Below are 15850 nucleotides of genomic sequence, written 5' to 3' on the forward strand. Positions count from 1 at the left end.
GAGCGGAAAGCGAGAAGGCTAAGCTCACATTTGATAAGGCGAGCCTAACCTTATTCCCCAGGAGGCACCGCAGATGAGCACCAATCCCTTCGACGACGCCGACGGCCGTTTCCTCGTCCTCGTGAACGACGAGGGCCAGCACTCGCTCTGGCCGTCCTTCGCCGAGGTGCCCGGAGGGTGGACGGTCGTCCTCGACGAGAACACCCGAGAGGCGTGTCTGGACTTCATCGAGGCGAACTGGACCGACCTGCGCCCTCGGTCCCTCGCGACGTCCATGGACGCCTGACCCCGTGGTGCTCTGCACCAGACTGACGAACGCCCGCTTCCTCACCATGGACCCCGGCCATCCCGTCGCCCACGACCTGGGCATCTGGCAGGGCCGGATCGTCGGCCTGGACGAGGCCGTCACCTCCCTGCCCGCACGCGAGGTGATCGACCTGCAGGGAGCCACCGTGCTGCCCGGGTTCATCGACGCCCACGTGCACCTGGCCTGGACCGGGTTCAAGGAGAACACCCCCAGCATCGAGGGGTGCACGCGGATCGACGACGTGCTCGCTGTCGTGGAGGAGGCCGTCCTCCGCAAGGGCACACCCGGAGCCTGGGTGAGCATCGCCGGATACGACCAGCGGGCCCTGGGACGTCATCTGACCGCCGCCGAACTCGACACGGTCAGCCACGGACACAAACTGTTCGTGCTGCACGACTCCGGGCACGGCTGCGTCGTCAACTCCGCCGTGCTCGACCTGCTCCCCGCCGACCTCCCGCACGACGGCGGCTTCCTCGCCGAGGGCGCCATGGGCGCCGCCCGCGCACTACGCCTGCCGTACTCCCAGCGGGAGTTGGCCGCGGCGATCGGGCGCGCCGCGCGGACCTGCCTGGCCGAGGGCGTCACCGCCTGCGCCGAGGCGGGCATCGGCGGCACCCTCCTGGGCCACAGCCCGGTCGAGCTGGGCGCCTACCAACTCGCCCGCGAAGAAGACCTGTTACCGCTGCGCGTGCAGCTCATGGTGTCCGCCGACCGGCTGCACCCGGTCGCCGCACACGAGGCCGACGGCATTCCGCGGTCCCTCGACCTCGGCCTGCGCACCGGGTTCGGCGACGACCGGCTCTGTGTGGGCGCGCTGAAGATCTTCACCGACGGCGGCATGATGGCCCGGACCGCCGCGCTCACCAGCCCCTACGAAGGACTCGGCCACGCAGGCCAGTTGCAGGACGACCCGGACGTGCTCGCGGACACGATCGTCGACGGCCACCTCGCCGGATGGCAGCTCGCCGTCCACGCCATCGGCGACCGCGCCGCCGACATCGCCCTGGACGCCCTGGAACGCGCCCAGCGCCTGCGGCCGCGCCCCGGCGCCCGGCACCGCATCGAGCACGCCGGCCTGATCCGCCCCGACCAGCTCCCGCGCTTCGCACGGCTCGGTGTCAGCGCGGTCGTCCAGCCCAACTTCCTGCGCTACTTCGGCGACGACTACGCGGCGATCATGGGGGAGGAGCGGGCCCCGTGGCTCTACCGCGGCAGGGCGTTCCTGGACCAGGGCATCACGCTCGTCGGCAGTTCCGACCGCCCCGTCACGGACGGATCCCCGCTGCGAGCCATCCAGTTCATGGTCGAGCGGGCCTCCGAGTCCGGCCAGGTGATCGGCCCCGACGAGGCCCTCACCGTCGACGAGGCCCTGCGCGCCTACACGGTCGCCGGCGCCTTCGCCTGCCACTGGGACGACCGCCTCGGCAGCCTCACCCCAGGCAAGCTCGCCGACCTCGTCGTGCTCGGCGACGACCCCCGGCGCGTCGATCCGTCACGCATCGCAGACATCGAGGTCGTGGCGACATACGTCGACGGCCGCTGGACAGGAAAGGCGGCGCCGTGAGCCGGAAGACGACGGCTGTGGAGAGCTACGCGCACCTCTGGGACGACGGCGGGTCCCGGTACCGCTGGGTCATCTGGCACACCGCCGGCGAGAGCCTGGTCTTCGACCGGGAGACCAACTGCCCGGCCGACACGGGCGACGAGTCGCTCCTGCCCGAGGTGCTGCGCAGGATGCGCCAGGCCGGCGTACCCGAGACCGACGACTATCCGGGCCGCCCCTGCGGGTGAGCGGGACGCCGGGCGCGCGCCGCCACGCACCGGGCCGACCACGCCGACGGGGCGGTCGATAGCCTGCCGGGGGAGCATCGGTCTCCGGTCGATGCGCACACAGCGAGGTGAGAGGCCGTATGTTCACCACCCGTCCCACTCTCCAGGGCGCCTTCGGCATGGTGTCCTCGACCCACTGGCTGGCCTCGCAGTCGGCGATGGCGGTGCTGGAGGACGGGGGGAACGCGTATGACGCCGCCGTCGCGGGGGCGTTCGTGCTGCACGTCGTCGAGCCGCATCTGAACGGGCCCGCCGGCGAGGTGCCGATTCTGCTCGCCCCGGCGGGCGGCGAGGTGCGCGTGCTGTGCGGGCAGGGCGTCGCGCCGGGCGGGGCGTCCGTCGCGCACTACCAGGGGCTCGGGCTGGACCTCGTCCCCGGTACCGGGCCGCTCGCCGCAGCCGTCCCCGGTGCCTTCGACGCCTGGATGCTCCTGCTGCGGGACCACGGCACCAAGTCCCTCGCGGACGTGCTGAAGTACGCCATCGGGTACGCCGAACACGGGCACGCGCCCGTGGAGAACGTCGGGGCGACCGTCGATTCCGTCCGGGAGTTGTTCGAGACGGCATGGACGTCGTCCGCGGAGGTCTACCTGCCGGGCGGGAAGGCCCCGCGGCCGGGTGAGCTGTTCCGCAATCCCGCCCTTGCCGCCACGTGGAAGCGGCTGCTCGAAGAGGTCGACGGCGCCGGGGACCGGGACGCGCGGATCGAGGCCGCGCGGGAGGTGTGGCGGAGCGGATTCGTCGCCGAGGCACTGGTGCGGCAGGCGCAGCGGCCCACCATGGACACCAGCGGCGAGCGGCACACCGGCACGCTCACGGCCGCCGATCTCGCCGGCTGGTCCGCCACCTACGAGACGCCGGCGACGTACGACTGGAACGGCTGGACCGTGTGCAAGGCCGGCCCCTGGAGCCAGGGACCGGTCCTCCTGCAGCAGCTCGCACTGCTGCCGCCCGAGCTGCCCCGGTACGGGTCCGCCGACTACGTCCACCTGCTGATCGAGGGCTGCAAGCTCGCCATGGCCGACCGGGAGGCCTGGTACGGCGACGCGGCCGGGGTGCCACTCGCCGCGCTCCTGTCCGACGAGTACAACGCGGGGCGGCGACAGCTCGTCGGTGACAAGGCGTCCCGCGAGCTGCGGCCCGGCAGTCCGGGCGGGCGCACTCCGCGGCTGTGCGCTCACGCGCGCGTGGTGACCGGCGAGATGGCCGGGTCCCTCGCGCTCGGCGTCGGTGAGCCCACCGTCGCCAAACACCCCACGTCCCCGGTGCCCGGTGAGCCCGAGGTCGGTGCCGACGGGCTCACCCGGGGCGACACCTGCCACCTCGACGTCGTCGACCGCTGGGGCAACATGGTCGCCGCCACGCCCAGCGGTGGCTGGCTGCAGTCCAACCCCGTCGTGCCCGAGCTGGGCTTCCCGCTCGGCACCCGGCTCCAGATGGCCTGGCTGGAGGAGGGGCTGCCCAACTCCCTCACCCCGGGCCGCCGCCCCCGCACCACGCTCACACCCTCGATCGCACTGCGTGACGGGGTGCCGGTCATGGCGTTCGGGACGCCCGGCGGGGACCAGCAGGACCAGTGGCAGCTGCACTTCTTCCTCGCGGTCGCGCAGCGGGCCCGGGTCCGGGGCGGACTCGACCTCCAGGGCGCGATCGACGCCCCGAACTGGCACAACGACAGCTTCCCCGGCTCGTTCTACCCGCGCGGCATGCGCCCGGGCAGCGTCACCGTGGAGTCCCGCACGCCCGAGGACGTGGTGGCGGAGCTGCGGCGCCGCGGGCACGACGTGACCGTCGGCGAGCCCTGGTCGGAGGGCCGGCTGTGCGCGGTCGCACGGGACCCGGAGACCGGGATCCTGTCGGCGGCGGCGAATCCACGGGGCATGCAGGGATACGCGGTGGGCCGCTGAACCCGGCCCCGCGTCCGCCGAACCGGTCGTCGCGGGCCGCCGAACCGGTCGGCCGGGCCGCCGGGCCGGTCACGGGCGCCCCGGCGCCCGGCACATCCCGGTGTTCACGGTGATTCCACCCGCCATGCACCGGCCGGGTGGGGATTGTCAGTGACGCGTGCTCTCATGGAGGCATGATCGAAGAGACGGAAACCATCGACGAGTTTCTCACCCGGCACGCGGCGGACGTGGAGGAAGCGGTGCGGAAGGCGGCCGCGGCCGAGATCATGCCGCGCTTCCGCCGGCTCGCCGCGCACGAGGTCGACCAGAAGGCCGGTCCGCACGACCTGGTGACGGACGCCGACCGCAAGGCGGAGCAGTACCTCACCGAGACGCTCGGTGCCCTGCTGCCCGGCTCGGTCGTGGTCGGCGAGGAAGCGGTGCACGCCAACCCGGCGTCCTACGAGGCGATCCAGGGCGACACCCCGGTCTGGATCGTCGACCCGGTCGACGGGACACGGCAGTTCGTGCACGGCGACCCCGGGTTCTGCACCCTGGTGGCGCTCGCGCAGGGCGGAGTGCTGCGCGCCTCGTGGACGTATGCGCCGACCCGCGACCAGCTGGCCACGGCCGTGCGCGGACAGGGCGCGTTCCTCGACGGCGAGCGGCTGCACCCCGGCGCCCCACAAGCAGGCCGTGACCTGCGCATAGCCACCTCCCACCCGGACTACACGACCGACGAGGAGAAGCGCGCGCTGCTCGGGCTGTGGACCGAGGGCGTGGCACCGCGCGCGTGCGGCTCGGCCGGTCTGACGTATCTGGCCGTCGCCCGCGGGGAGTTGGACGCCACGGCCTTCTCGTGGGAGGCGGCCTGGGACCACGCCGCCGGCCTGCTCCTGGTCGAGGAGGCGGGCGGCGCGCACCTGACCCTCACGGGGGAGCCGTTCCGCATCACGGGCCACAACACGCTCCCCTTCACCGCCGCCCGGGACGCGGCCACGGCCCGCCGGGTGGTGGAGCTGCTCACGGCGGGGTAGCACCCGAGGACGCTGGTCGGCCCGTGCGGTGCCCCGCGGCCCGGTGCTGTCGGCCCTGCGTCATATCCTGATCCGTACAGGCCATCGGCTGACGAAGGGGTCCGAAGGTGCCGTCGATGCTCGATGTGGTCGTGGTGGGTGCGGGACCGAACGGACTGACCGCCGCCGTTGAGTTGGCCCGCCGGGGCTTTTCCGTGGCCCTCTTCGAGGCCCGGGACACCGTCGGCGGGGGAGCGCGCACCGAGGAGCTCACCCTCCCCGGCTTCCGGCACGACCCGTGCTCCGCGGCCCACCCCCTCGGCATCAACTCACCCGCGTTCCGCGCACTGCCCCTGGAGCGCTACGGCCTGGAGTGGCTGCACGCCGACCTGCCGATGGCGAACCCGTTCCCCGACGGCACCGCGGCCGTGCTGGCGCGGTCGGTCGGTGAGACGGCCGCCTCGTTCGGGCCGCGGGACGCGGGAACGTACCGACGGCTGGTCGAGCCCTTCCTGCCCAAGTGGGACACCCTGGCCCGCGACTTCATGTCGCTGCCGCTCACCGCGCTGCCCCGGGACCCGCTCACCCTCGCCCGCTTCGGCCTGGTCGGACTGCCTCCGTCGACCTGGCTGATGCGTCGCTTCCGCGACGAGCGGGCCAAGACCCTGTTCGCCGGCCTCGTCGCGCATGTGATGGCCCCGCTCGGCGGCTTCGCCACCGGCGCCGTCGGCCTGGTCTTCGCCCTCGCCGCGCACGCCCGCGGCTGGCCCGTGGCCCGCGGTGGCTCGCAGGCCATCTCCGACGCCCTTGCCGCCTATCTGAGGGACCTCGGCGGCACCATCCACACCGACTTCGAGGTCAAGCGCCTCGACGACCTGCCGCCCGCGCGGGCGTACGTCTTCGACACCTCGCCCACCGCGCTGGCCCGCATCGCCGGCTTCGGCCGCTTCTACGAGGGCTACCGATACGGCCCCGGAGTCTTCAAGATCGACTACGCCCTGGACGGCCCCGTGCCGTGGACCGCGCCGCAGGCGCGCCGGGCCACCACCGTGCAGATCGGCGCGGACAGCGCGGAGATCGGCGCCGCCCTGCGCGCGGCGTCGCGGGAGGGCCGCGCACCCGACCGGCCGTTCATGATCACCGTGCAGCCCACTCTCGTCGACCCCGGCCGGGCCCCCGCCGGCAAGCACGTCTTCTGGGCGTACGGCCATGTCCCCAGCGGCTGGACCGGGGACCTCACCGACGCCATGGAACGCCAACTGGAGCGGTTCGCCCCCGGGTTCCGCGACCGCGTCCTCGCCCGCGCGACCGCCGGACCGGCCGAACTCATGGCCCGCAACGCCAACTACATCGGCGGTGACATCGCCTCCGGCGCGGTCACCGGACTCCAGATCCTGCTGCGGCCCAAGCTGTCCCTGTTCCCGTACGGCACCCCGCACCCGGCCGTCTTCATCTGCTCCTCGGCCACCCCGCCGGGCCCGGGTGTGCACGGCATGTCGGGGCACAACGCGGCCAAGGCCGTGTGGAGGAGGCTGCGCCGGACATGACCACGATCACGCTCGTCCAGGGCGACATCACCCGGCAGAGCGCCGACGCGATCGTCAACGCGGCGAACTCCTCCCTGCTCGGCGGCTCGGGCGTCGACGGTGCCATCCACCGCCGCGGCGGCCCCGCGATCCTCGAGGACTGCCGCAGACTCCGGGCCTCGCACTACGGCAAGGGCCTGCCGACCGGCCGGGCGGTCGCCACGACCGCCGGTGAACTGGACGCGCGGTGGGTGATCCACACGGTGGGCCCGCGCTACTCCCCCGAGGAGGACCGCTCGGAGCTGCTGGCCTCCTGCTACCGGGAGTCGCTGAGGACCGCCGACGAGCTGGGCGCCCGTACGCTCGCGTTCCCGGCCGTCTCCGCGGGCGTCTACGGCTGGCCGATGGACGACGCCGCCCGGATCGCGGTGGAGACGGTACGCGCGACGGCCACAGCGGTCGAGGAGGTCAGGTTCGTCCTCTTCGACGAGCGGGCGTACCAGGCGTTCGCCCGGCACGTGCGATGAGCGGCTGATCGGCGACTGCCCACCGGCCCGCTTTCGCCCCGCCGCCGTCGACGGCGCCGAGGTCAGGACTCCGGCGCCGGACGCGTGGCGCGGGTGCGCGGCCGTGATGCGGCCAGCCCGGACTCCACGGAGGTGAGCAGCGCGAGGGCCGCGTCGAGGTGGGTGGCGTCGTGGCCGGCGGCCGTGGAGACGGCCGTGGCCCATTCGCGGCGGACCAGGGCGTAGTTGGTGCGGCCGTGGTCGGTGGTGTGGACGGTGACGCCGCGTCCGTCGCCCGGGTCGGCACGTCGCTCGATGAGCCCCTTCTGTTCGAGGCCGCGCAGGACGGTGGAGAGGTTGGTGCGCTGCAGCCCGGTCGCGGTGGCGATCCGGCTCGGCGGGGCCGCGTGGTCGTGCTGCAGGTGGCGCATCACCATGCCCTCCGACGGTGACAGGGGAACGGCCCGCTCGTCGGCGTATCCGCGGAACTGCACCTCCCGGCTGATGATCAGCACCAGGTCGGCCAGTTCGGCCCACCGCTGCTCGTCGTCCGGTTCGGCCGCCGGTCCCGTCTCCTGCACGTGATCCTCCACGGCTCCAGGGTACGGGTCACTCGCCCAGTGGTTATGAGGGCATACTCACTGTGCTGCCGCAGTCCGTACTGCGCCTGCCGTCGATGCCCCGCGGCCAGGCCCTGCTGTCGGCCGGCGCCGCACGGTGTCGCGCACGCCTTCCCCGGCGTCGAGCACGGGCGGATGAGGATCGTCGCCCTGCTCGCGGTGGGCGCCGCCGCCCAGCCGCGCTTCACCGAGACCGCGTCCGCCTCGACTCCCGTCGTCGGGGTCTGAACCGCCCCGTCGGCCATCCCGGACTGCCGGTGGCTCAACAGGACCGCACAAAGTCCGACAGGATCATTGCTTCGATTGTGTGCGAGTTTTAGGGTTCCCCTGGCTCAGTAGTTGCCCCCGTTGTCAGCAGCCCTGTCCTGACCCACCTGACGCACCCTCAGTCCGCGCACCCCCAGTCGCACCGAGGAAGGCCACGGTCATGCCGCACCCGCACCCGCACCCGCACCCGAACGCGCACGTGTTCAGCCGCCGCCGTCTGCTGGAGGGAGGAGCCGCCGTTCTCGGCGCGCTCGCCCTGTCCGCGTCGACCGTCACCGCCTCGGCCGCCGGCCGGCGCACGGCGGCGGCGGACGCCTTACCCGAGTGGAACGGCAACATCGCCGTCTTCCGGCTGGGCACCGAGCCCCCGCACACCACCCTCATGCCATACGCCGACGTCAGACAGGCCCTGGCCGGCGACCGCACCCGCTCGCCGTACCGGCTGAGCCTCGACGGCACCTGGAAGTTCGCCTACGCCGACCGCCCCGACGACCGGGGCACCGACTTCCACCGCACCGACCTCGACGACAGCGACTGGGACACCATCCCCGTCCCCTCCGCATGGCAGCTGCACGGCTACGACCGCCCGATCTACATCAACATCACCTATCCGTGGTGGGGCCCCAACGGCCAGGGCGAGGAGGCGCAGCCGCCTGCCGCCCCCACCCGCCACAACCCCGTCGGCCAGTACCGGCGCACCTTCACCGTGCCGCGCGACTGGGCCGGCCGGCGAACGTTCCTGCACTTCGAAGGGGTCAAGTCAGCCCACTACGTCTGGATCAACGGGGAGCTGGTCGGCTACCACGAGGACTCCTACGACCCCGCCGAGTACGACATCACCGAGCACCTGAAGCCGGGCACCAACCAGATCGCCGTCGAGGTCTACCGCTACTCCGACGGCGACTGGCTGGAGGACCAGGACATGATCCGGCTGAGCGGCATCTTCCGCTCGGTCCACCTGTACTCCACGCCCGCCGTGCACCTGCGCGACTTCAAGCTGGACACCCCGCTGAGCGACGACTACCGGGCGGCCGAGCTGTCGGTGACGGCCGGCGTCCGGGACTACGGCGGCAAGGGCGGCGGTCAGTACTCCGTCGAGACCCAGCTGTACGACGCCGACGGGCATCCGGTCTGGCCCCGGCCCTTGAAGCAGGCCGTCGCACTCGGCTCCGGCGACGAGACGACCGTGCAGGCGGCGAAGGCCGTGCCCGCTCCCCGCCTGTGGTCGGCCGAGCACCCGTACCTCTACACCGCCGTGCTCCGCCTGCGCGACCCGGCCGGCAAGGTGGTCGAAACCCTCTCCCACCGGGTCGGTCTGCGCGAGTTCGCGCTCAAGGGCGGGCTGATGCGCATCAACGGCAAGCCGGTGTCCTTCCGGGGCACCAACCGCCACGAGATGCACCCGGTCCACGGCTCGGCCCTCACCCGCGCGGACATGGTCGAGGACATCGGCGTCATCAAGCGGCTGAACATCAACACCGTCCGCACCTCGCACTACCCCAACAACCCGCTGTGGCTGGAACTCGCCGACGAGTACGGCCTGTACCTCGTCGACGAGACCAACCTCGAGACCCACGGCATCCGTGGCGAGTACCCGGGCAACCACGCGGACTGGACCGAGGCGTGCGTGGCCCGCGCCCAGAACATGGTCCACCGCGACAAGAACCACGCCTCGGTGGTCATCTGGTCGCTCGGCAACGAGGCGGGCGGCGGCACCACCTTCAACGCCATGTACGACTGGATCCGCTCCTACGACCCCACCCGCGTCATCCAGTACGAGGGCGACGACCGCCCCGGCATGAGCGACATCCGCTCCGAGATGTACGACAGCCCCTCCCGCGTCGAGGCACGGGCGAAGGACACCGCCGACACCCGGCCGTACGTGATGATCGAGTACTCCCACGGGATGGGGAACTCCAACGGGAACTTCAAGAAGTACTGGGACATCGTCCGCCGCTACGACGTCCTGCAGGGCGGCTGGATCTGGGACTTCGCCGACCAGGCCCTGAGCTGGCCCACCCCGACACGCAAGCTGCTCACCGAGTCCGGGCCCGCCGCGCTGAGCGGCGAGGTCATCGCCCCCAGCGGCACCTTCGCCCGCGGCCAGGGCGTCAGCGGCGGCACCGTCTTCGCCCGCGACACCAGCCTCGACCTGACCGGCTCGCTGACCCTGGAGGCCTGGGTCACCCCCCGCTTCACCGGCGGCCACCAGCCGCTCCTCGCCAAGGGCGACACCCAGTACGCCCTGAAGCAGACCGACAGGACCCTGGAGTTCTTCATCCACGGCGGCGGCCAGTGGGTCACCGCGAGCTGGGCGCTGCCGGACGGCTGGACCGGCCGCGAGCACCACGTCGCGGGTGTCTTCGACGCCGAGGCCGGCACGCTGACCCTGTACGTCGACGGCGTGGCCCGGGCCACCCGCACCACCACCCGGCGGCCCGCCGTCAACACCGCGCCGCTGGCCCTGGCCACCGACGTCGACAACCCGACCCGCGAGTTCAGCGGCACCATCCGGCGGGCACGCGTGTACGCCCGGGCGCTGAGCGCCGCCGACCTGGCCTCCGACAACCGTGGGCCCGGCGACGACGGCGTGCGGTTCTGGTTCGACGCCGCCACCGCCGGACTCACCGAGAAGCGGCCCCGCGACAAGACGTTCTACGCCTACGGCGGCGACTGGGGCGACAACCCCAACGACGGGGCCTTCGCCGGCGACGGCATCGTCACCGCCGACCGCGCCGGCACCGGCAAGTCCGTCGAGGTCAAGCAGATCTACCAGGCGATCAACGCCACGCCCGCCTCCGGCGAGACCGTCACCTCGGGCCGGGTCACCCTCACCAACGAGTACCTGTTCACCAACGTCCGCGAGTTCGACGGCCGTTGGTCCCTCGTCGCCGACGGCGAGGTCGTCCAGCGCGGCAGGCTGAGCCGCGACCAGCTGGACGTCCCGCCACTGACCAGCAAGGACATCACGGTTCCGGTGAGGGTCCCGGCGAAGGCGGCGCCCGGCACGGAGTACTTCCTGCACCTCTCCTTCACCACCAAGGAGCCCACGAAGTGGGCGAAGGCCGGCTTCGAGGTGGCCAAGCAGCAACTCGCCGTCGCCGCCGACAGCCCGGCCGTGACGCCCGTGCCCCTTCAGAGCGTGCCGGCACTGCGCCACGAGGACGGCGAGAAGGCCGTCACCGTCCGGGGCAGGGGATTCTCCGTCACCGTCGACAAGAGCAGCGGCACCATCACCTCGTACGAGGCCCGGGGGGTCCGCCTGATCACCTCGGGACCGGTGCCGAACTTCTGGCGGGCGCCCACCGACAACGACCGGGGCAACGGCCAGCACACCCGCAACCAGACCTGGCGTGACGCGGGCGCGAACCGCGAGGTGACGGACGTGAGCGTGCGCGCCCTGCGGGACCGGGCCGTCGAGATCAAGGTCGCCGGCACCCTGCCGACGACCACGGCATCGACGTACACCACCACGTACACGGTCTTCGGCAACGGTGAGATCAAGGTCGACAACACCCTGCATCCGGGTGCGGCGAGCCTGCCCTACATCCCCGAGGTCGGCACCCTGCTGTTCCTGCCGAGGCGCCTGGACCGCCTGCACTACTACGGCCGCGGTCCCGAGGAGAACCAGTGGGACCGCAACAACGGCACCGACGTGGGCCTGTACTCCGGCACGGTCGCCGGGCAGTGGACGTCCTACCTGCGCCCGCAGGAGAACGGGAACAAGACCGACGTCCGCTGGGCCGCGCTGACAGGCCGCGACGGGGCCGGACTGCTCGTCTGCGGCGAACCGCTCCTGGAGGTCAACGCCTCGCACCTCACCCCGGAGGACCTGTCGGTCGGGGCCCGCCACGACTACCAGCTCACGCCGCGCGACGAGGTCGTACTGCGTCTGAACCACCGGCAGATGGGCGTAGGCGGCGACAACAGCTGGGGCGCGCACACGCACGACGAGTACAAGCTGTTCGCGAACCGCGACTACGCGTACACCTACCGGCTGCGTCCCCTGACCGACGTCGACGAGGCGATGGCTGCCTCGCGGCGGCCGACGGCCACGCAATAGCGTCGGACGGGTGAGGCCCCGGGGTCGCCCGGACCCCGGGGCCTCCCCGCATTGTCCAACTCACTCACAACCGGCGGCCCGGAGAATCACTCGGCGGCGTCGCTGAGGCCGAGGCGCAGGTGCTCCACGTGGTAGACGGCCTGGTCGAGCAGCTCGGCGACATGGTGGTCGTGCAGCGCGTACACCACCGAGCGGCCGCGGCGTTCGCCCACGACCAGGCCCAGGTTGCGCAGCAGCCGCAGCTGGTGCGAGCACGCCGACTGCTCCATGCCCACCGCCGCCGCCAACTCCGTCGCCGGCAGCGGGCCTTCGCGCAGCCGCGCCAGGATCAGCAGCCGGGAGGGCGTCGACAGGGCCTGGAGCGTGGTGGCCACCTTGGCGACATTGCCCGCGTCCAGGCGTACGCGTTCGGCGGCGTCCTGCGCGGTGGTGACGGCTCCATGACCCATGGCCGTATCCTACCCACCGCACAGAAATCAGATGAATGGACTTTCATATGTTGCTGTGACCGGGGTGATCCGGCCCGGCGCAGGACAGCCGAGGTCGATGTCGGATTCTCGCCAGCCCTGGTCCCGCCCCTGGACGATGCTGGACCCATGCAGATGGGGATGCACACCGACACCGAGCGCTGCGTACGCGCCGTGCGGTCCAAGGACGCCCGCTTCGACGGCTGGTTCTTCACGGCCGTCCTCACGACCCGGATCTACTGCCGGCCGAGCTGCCCGGTGGTGCCGCCGAAGCCCGAGAACATGACCTTCTATCCGAGTGCGGCGGCCTGTCAGCAGGCGGGCTTCCGGGCCTGCAAGCGCTGCCGGCCCGACACCAGCCCCGGCTCCCCGGAGTGGAACCAGCGCGCCGACCTCGTGGCCCGCGCCATGCGCCTGGTCGCCGACGGCGTCGTGGACCGCGAGGGCGTGCCCGGGCTCGCCGCCCGGCTCGGCTACAGCACCCGGCAGGTCGAACGCCAGCTCTTCGCCGAACTGGGCGCGGGCCCGCTCGCCCTCGCCCGCGCCCAGCGCGCCCAGACGGCCAGGGTCCTCATCGAGACGACCCCGCTCCCGATGGCGGAGATCGCCTTCGCCGCCGGTTTCGCCTCCATCCGGACCTTCAACGACACCGTGCGTGAGGTCTTCGCCCTCTCGCCCAGCGAACTGCGCGACCGGCTGCCGAAGAAGAACGCCGGGACGACCACCCAGGGTGCCGGGGCGCACGCCGGGGGCACCCCCGGTGCCCTCACCCTCCGCCTCCCCTTCCGCACGCCCCTCAACCCGGACAACCTCTTCGGCCACCTCGCCGCGACCGCCGTCCCGGGCGTCGAGGAGTGGCGGGACGGCGCCTACCGGCGCACGCTCCGGCTGCCCTACGGCCACGGCATCGTGGCCCTCACCCCGCGGCCGGACCACATCGCCTGCCGCCTCACCCTCAGCGACCTGCGCGACCTGACCGTCGCCATCAGCCGCTGCCGCCGCCTGCTCGACCTGGACGCCGACCCGGTCGCCGTGGACGACCAGCTGCGCACGGACCCGCTGCTCGCCCCGCTGGTCGACAAGGCCCCCGGCCGGCGCGTGCCGCGCACGGTCGACGAGGCGGAGTTCGCCGTACGCGCGGTCCTGGGCCAGCAGGTCTCCACGGCGGCGGCCCGCACGCACGCGGCCCGCCTGGTGACCGCGCACGGCGACCCGGTGGACGACCCGGAGGGCGGCCTCACGCACCTCTTCCCGGCACCCGAGGCGCTTGCCGGCGTGGACCCCGAGGCGCTGGCCATGCCCCGGACGCGCCGGACCACGTTCACCACGCTGGTGGCCCAACTCGCCGACGGCTCACTGAACCTGGGGGTGGAGACCGACTGGACGGAAACCCGCGCCCGGCTCCTGGCCCTGCCCGGCTTCGGCCCCTGGACGGTCGACGTCATCGCGATGCGCGCCCTCGGTGACCCGGACGCCTTCCTCCCCACCGACCTCGGAATCCGGCGCGCCGCCCAGGAGTTGGGGCTGCCCTCGACCCCGGCGGCGCTCACGTCCCGCGCGGCGGTCTGGCGGCCCTGGCGGGCGTACGCGGTCCAGTACCTGTGGGCGACGGACAGCCACCCGATCAACTTCCTGCCCGTATAAGGGTGCACAGGCTGACAAGAGTGACAAGGGATGCAAAGGACGAAGGGACACCTCCATGAAGCGGCACACCGTGATCGACAGCCCGTACGGCCCTCTCACCCTGGTCGCCGACGACGGCGTCCTCTGCGGCCTCTACATGACCGGCCAACGCCACCGCCCACCGGAGGAGACCTTCGGCGACCGCGACGACCTGCCGGCCTTCGGCGAGGCCGCAGACCAGCTGAAGGCGTACTTCGCAGGCGAACTGAAGCAGTTCACCCTCGAACTGCGTCTGCACGGAACCCCGTTCCAGCGCAGCGTCTGGGACCAGCTCCGGAAGATCCCGTACGGCGAGACCCGCTCGTACGGCGAACTGGCCGACATCCTCGGCAACCCCACCGCCTCCCGCGCGGTCGGCCTCGCCAACGGCAGGAACCCGGTCGGCATCATCGTGCCCTGCCACCGCGTCGTCGGCGCGAACGGCAGCCTCACCGGCTACGGCGGCGGCCTGGACCGCAAGCAGCGCCTCCTGGACTTCGAGAACGGGCCGGCGCTGTTCTAGCCGCCCGGGTCAGCCGGCACGCTCCGCCTCGCCGCGCTCCACGCAGAACTCGTTGCCCTCGGGGTCGGCGAGGACCACCCAGCCCGTGCCGTCCGCGTTCCGGCGGTCGTCGACCAGCGTGGCCCCGACGGCGAGGAGGCGCTCGACCTCCTCGTCGCGGGTACGGTCCTGCGGCTGGAGGTCGAGATGCACCCGGTTCTTGACCGTCTTGGGCTCCGGGACGGTGACGAACAGCAGTCCCGCGGCCTCGATCAGCGCATCCTCGTCCCCCGGCCTGTCGTCCTCGTGCACGGGCCGGCCGAGGACCTGGGACCAGAAGGTGGCGAGGCGGTAGGCATCGGCGGAGTCGATCGTCACATGGCGAACGGTGGAGGTCATGACAGCGATTCTGATCTACTCGCCGAGCCCGCGCAGCAGCTCGGGCAGCGCCGTGCCGATCGGCTCCCGGATCACCTCGTCGGCCCGCTCGTCGTACGGCGTCGGCTCCGCGTTCACGATGATCAGCCGCGCCCCGTGGTCGGCGGCGACACCCGCGAGCCCCGCCGCGGGCTGCACCTGCAGGCTGGACCCGACCGCGACGAAGACCTGACACGCCTTGGTGACGGCCACCGCCTCACCCAGCACGACCGGGTCGAGCCGCTCGCCGAACATCACCGTCGCCGACTTCAGGATCCCGCCGCACTTCTGACACGGCGGATCCTCCTCACCGGCCTCGACCCGCGCCAGCGCGTCCTCCATCGGCCCCCGGGCATGGCACTTCGTGCACACCACGCTCCGCGCGGTGCCGTGCAGCTCCAGCACCTTGCGGGCCGGCATCCCGGCGAGCTGGTGCAGCCCGTCCACGTTCTGCGTGATCACCCGCACCGGCACCCCGGACCGCTCCAGCTCGGTCACGGCCCGGTGCGCGGGGTTCGGCTCGGCCTTCAGCGTCCGGTTCTCGCGCCGCATCCGCCAGGACCGGCGCCGGATCTCCGGGTCGCCCATGTAGTACTCGTACGTCACGAGCTTCTCGGCCTCCGGATCCCGCCGCCACAGCCCGTTGGGCCCGCGGTAGTCCGGGATGCCGGAGTCGGTCGAGATGCCGGCGCCGCTGAGGACGGCGACGAGGGGCTTGGCCATGGCACCGAGGGTAGGACGCCCGCACGTCCGGAGGCGAACAGATATCCGGGCCAGGCGC

14 protein-coding genes are annotated in these 15850 nt (G+C 72.4%); 10 read left to right on the forward strand and 4 right to left on the reverse strand.

Annotated elements, in window-relative coordinates:
• The first annotated feature begins 73 nt into the window (after positions 1-73).
• The 7 genes from KUM49_RS24240 to KUM49_RS24270 all read left to right on the forward strand — a co-directional run bounded on the left by KUM49_RS24240 (position 74) and on the right by KUM49_RS24270 (position 7092).
• Complete coding sequence (locus tag KUM49_RS24240) at positions 74-286, forward strand: MbtH family protein (RefSeq protein WP_217239031.1); 213 nt, start codon at positions 74-76, stop codon at positions 284-286.
• A 7-nt stretch (positions 287-293) separates the two neighbouring features.
• On the forward strand, positions 294-1871 hold the full coding sequence (locus KUM49_RS24245; protein WP_217239231.1) for an amidohydrolase: 1578 nt from the start codon (positions 294-296) through the stop codon (positions 1869-1871).
• Positions 1868-2098 carry a hypothetical protein gene (locus tag KUM49_RS24250; protein ID WP_217239032.1) on the forward strand — a complete coding sequence of 77 codons (231 nt, stop codon included), beginning with the start codon at positions 1868-1870 and terminating at the stop codon, positions 2096-2098. The genes KUM49_RS24245 and KUM49_RS24250 overlap by 4 nt, the downstream gene beginning before the upstream one ends.
• A gap of 119 nt (positions 2099-2217) precedes the next feature.
• Entirely contained in the window at positions 2218-4044 is a 1827-nt protein-coding gene (locus KUM49_RS24255) for a gamma-glutamyltransferase family protein (RefSeq protein WP_217239033.1), read from the forward strand.
• A gap of 173 nt (positions 4045-4217) precedes the next feature.
• Positions 4218-5060: an inositol monophosphatase family protein gene (locus tag KUM49_RS24260; RefSeq protein WP_217239034.1), complete on the forward strand. Its 843-nt coding sequence runs from the start codon at positions 4218-4220 to the stop codon at positions 5058-5060.
• Positions 5061-5176: 116 nt separating this feature from the next.
• The gene (locus KUM49_RS24265; RefSeq protein ID WP_217239035.1) at positions 5177-6586 is read left to right on the forward strand and encodes an NAD(P)/FAD-dependent oxidoreductase; all 1410 of its coding nucleotides are present in this window, start codon (positions 5177-5179) and stop codon (positions 6584-6586) included.
• The gene (locus tag KUM49_RS24270; protein ID WP_217239036.1) at positions 6583-7092 is read left to right on the forward strand and encodes an O-acetyl-ADP-ribose deacetylase; all 510 of its coding nucleotides are present in this window, start codon (positions 6583-6585) and stop codon (positions 7090-7092) included. The genes KUM49_RS24265 and KUM49_RS24270 overlap by 4 nt, the downstream gene beginning before the upstream one ends.
• Before the next feature lie 62 nt (positions 7093-7154).
• Here KUM49_RS24270 and KUM49_RS24275 read toward each other — a convergent pair whose 3' ends face one another.
• Complete coding sequence (locus KUM49_RS24275) at positions 7155-7664, reverse strand: MarR family transcriptional regulator (RefSeq protein WP_217239037.1); 510 nt, start codon at positions 7662-7664, stop codon at positions 7155-7157.
• Between the two features lie 454 nt (positions 7665-8118).
• On the opposite strand from KUM49_RS24275, the gene KUM49_RS24280 reads away from it, so the two are divergent.
• Entirely contained in the window at positions 8119-12021 is a 3903-nt protein-coding gene (locus KUM49_RS24280; protein WP_217239038.1) for a glycoside hydrolase family 2 TIM barrel-domain containing protein, read from the forward strand.
• An 86-nt stretch (positions 12022-12107) separates the two neighbouring features.
• On the opposite strand, the gene KUM49_RS24285 is transcribed toward KUM49_RS24280, so the two are convergent.
• Entirely contained in the window at positions 12108-12470 is a 363-nt protein-coding gene (locus KUM49_RS24285; RefSeq protein ID WP_217239039.1) for a metalloregulator ArsR/SmtB family transcription factor, read from the reverse strand.
• Between the two features lie 159 nt (positions 12471-12629).
• Here KUM49_RS24285 and KUM49_RS24290 point away from each other — a divergent pair, with 159 nt between their 5' ends.
• Positions 12630-14132 (forward strand): AlkA N-terminal domain-containing protein, encoded by a 1503-nt coding sequence (locus tag KUM49_RS24290; protein WP_217239232.1) that lies wholly within the window; start codon positions 12630-12632, stop codon positions 14130-14132.
• Between the two features lie 55 nt (positions 14133-14187).
• Positions 14188-14673 carry a methylated-DNA--[protein]-cysteine S-methyltransferase gene (locus KUM49_RS24295; protein WP_217239040.1) on the forward strand — a complete coding sequence of 162 codons (486 nt, stop codon included), beginning with the start codon at positions 14188-14190 and terminating at the stop codon, positions 14671-14673.
• Between the two features lie 9 nt (positions 14674-14682).
• On the opposite strand, the gene KUM49_RS24300 is transcribed toward KUM49_RS24295, so the two are convergent.
• On the reverse strand, positions 14683-15051 hold the full coding sequence (locus KUM49_RS24300; protein WP_217239041.1) for a VOC family protein: 369 nt from the start codon (positions 15049-15051) through the stop codon (positions 14683-14685).
• Between the two features lie 15 nt (positions 15052-15066).
• The gene (locus KUM49_RS24305) at positions 15067-15792 is read right to left on the reverse strand and encodes a Sir2 family NAD-dependent protein deacetylase (RefSeq protein ID WP_217239042.1); all 726 of its coding nucleotides are present in this window, start codon (positions 15790-15792) and stop codon (positions 15067-15069) included.
• Positions 15793-15850: the final 58 nt, after the last annotated feature.

Source organism: Streptomyces sp. AC555_RSS877 (genome assembly GCF_019049245.1).
In the GTDB taxonomy this organism is placed as follows: domain Bacteria; phylum Actinomycetota; class Actinomycetes; order Streptomycetales; family Streptomycetaceae; genus Streptomyces.

What these genes read in the sequence shown, in the direction of transcription:
- KUM49_RS24255 (WP_217239033.1), top strand. Translation starts at nt 2,218, where the DNA reads ATGTTCACCACCCGTCCCACTCTCCAGGGCGCCTTCGGCATGGTGTCC.
- KUM49_RS24295 (WP_217239040.1), top strand. Translation starts at nt 14,188, where the DNA reads ATGAAGCGGCACACCGTGATCGACAGCCCGTACGGCCCTCTCACCCTG.
- KUM49_RS24290 (WP_217239232.1), top strand. Translation starts at nt 12,630, where the DNA reads ATGCACACCGACACCGAGCGCTGCGTACGCGCCGTGCGGTCCAAGGAC.
- KUM49_RS24280 (WP_217239038.1), top strand. Translation starts at nt 8,119, where the DNA reads ATGCCGCACCCGCACCCGCACCCGCACCCGAACGCGCACGTGTTCAGC.
- KUM49_RS24285 (WP_217239039.1), bottom strand. Translation starts at nt 12,470, where the DNA reads ATGGGTCATGGAGCCGTCACCACCGCGCAGGACGCCGCCGAACGCGTA.
- KUM49_RS24240 (WP_217239031.1), top strand. Translation starts at nt 74, where the DNA reads ATGAGCACCAATCCCTTCGACGACGCCGACGGCCGTTTCCTCGTCCTC.
- KUM49_RS24270 (WP_217239036.1), top strand. Translation starts at nt 6,583, where the DNA reads ATGACCACGATCACGCTCGTCCAGGGCGACATCACCCGGCAGAGCGCC.
- KUM49_RS24265 (WP_217239035.1), top strand. Translation starts at nt 5,177, where the DNA reads ATGCTCGATGTGGTCGTGGTGGGTGCGGGACCGAACGGACTGACCGCC.
- KUM49_RS24260 (WP_217239034.1), top strand. Translation starts at nt 4,218, where the DNA reads ATGATCGAAGAGACGGAAACCATCGACGAGTTTCTCACCCGGCACGCG.
- KUM49_RS24300 (WP_217239041.1), bottom strand. Translation starts at nt 15,051, where the DNA reads ATGACCTCCACCGTTCGCCATGTGACGATCGACTCCGCCGATGCCTAC.
- KUM49_RS24305 (WP_217239042.1), bottom strand. Translation starts at nt 15,792, where the DNA reads ATGGCCAAGCCCCTCGTCGCCGTCCTCAGCGGCGCCGGCATCTCGACC.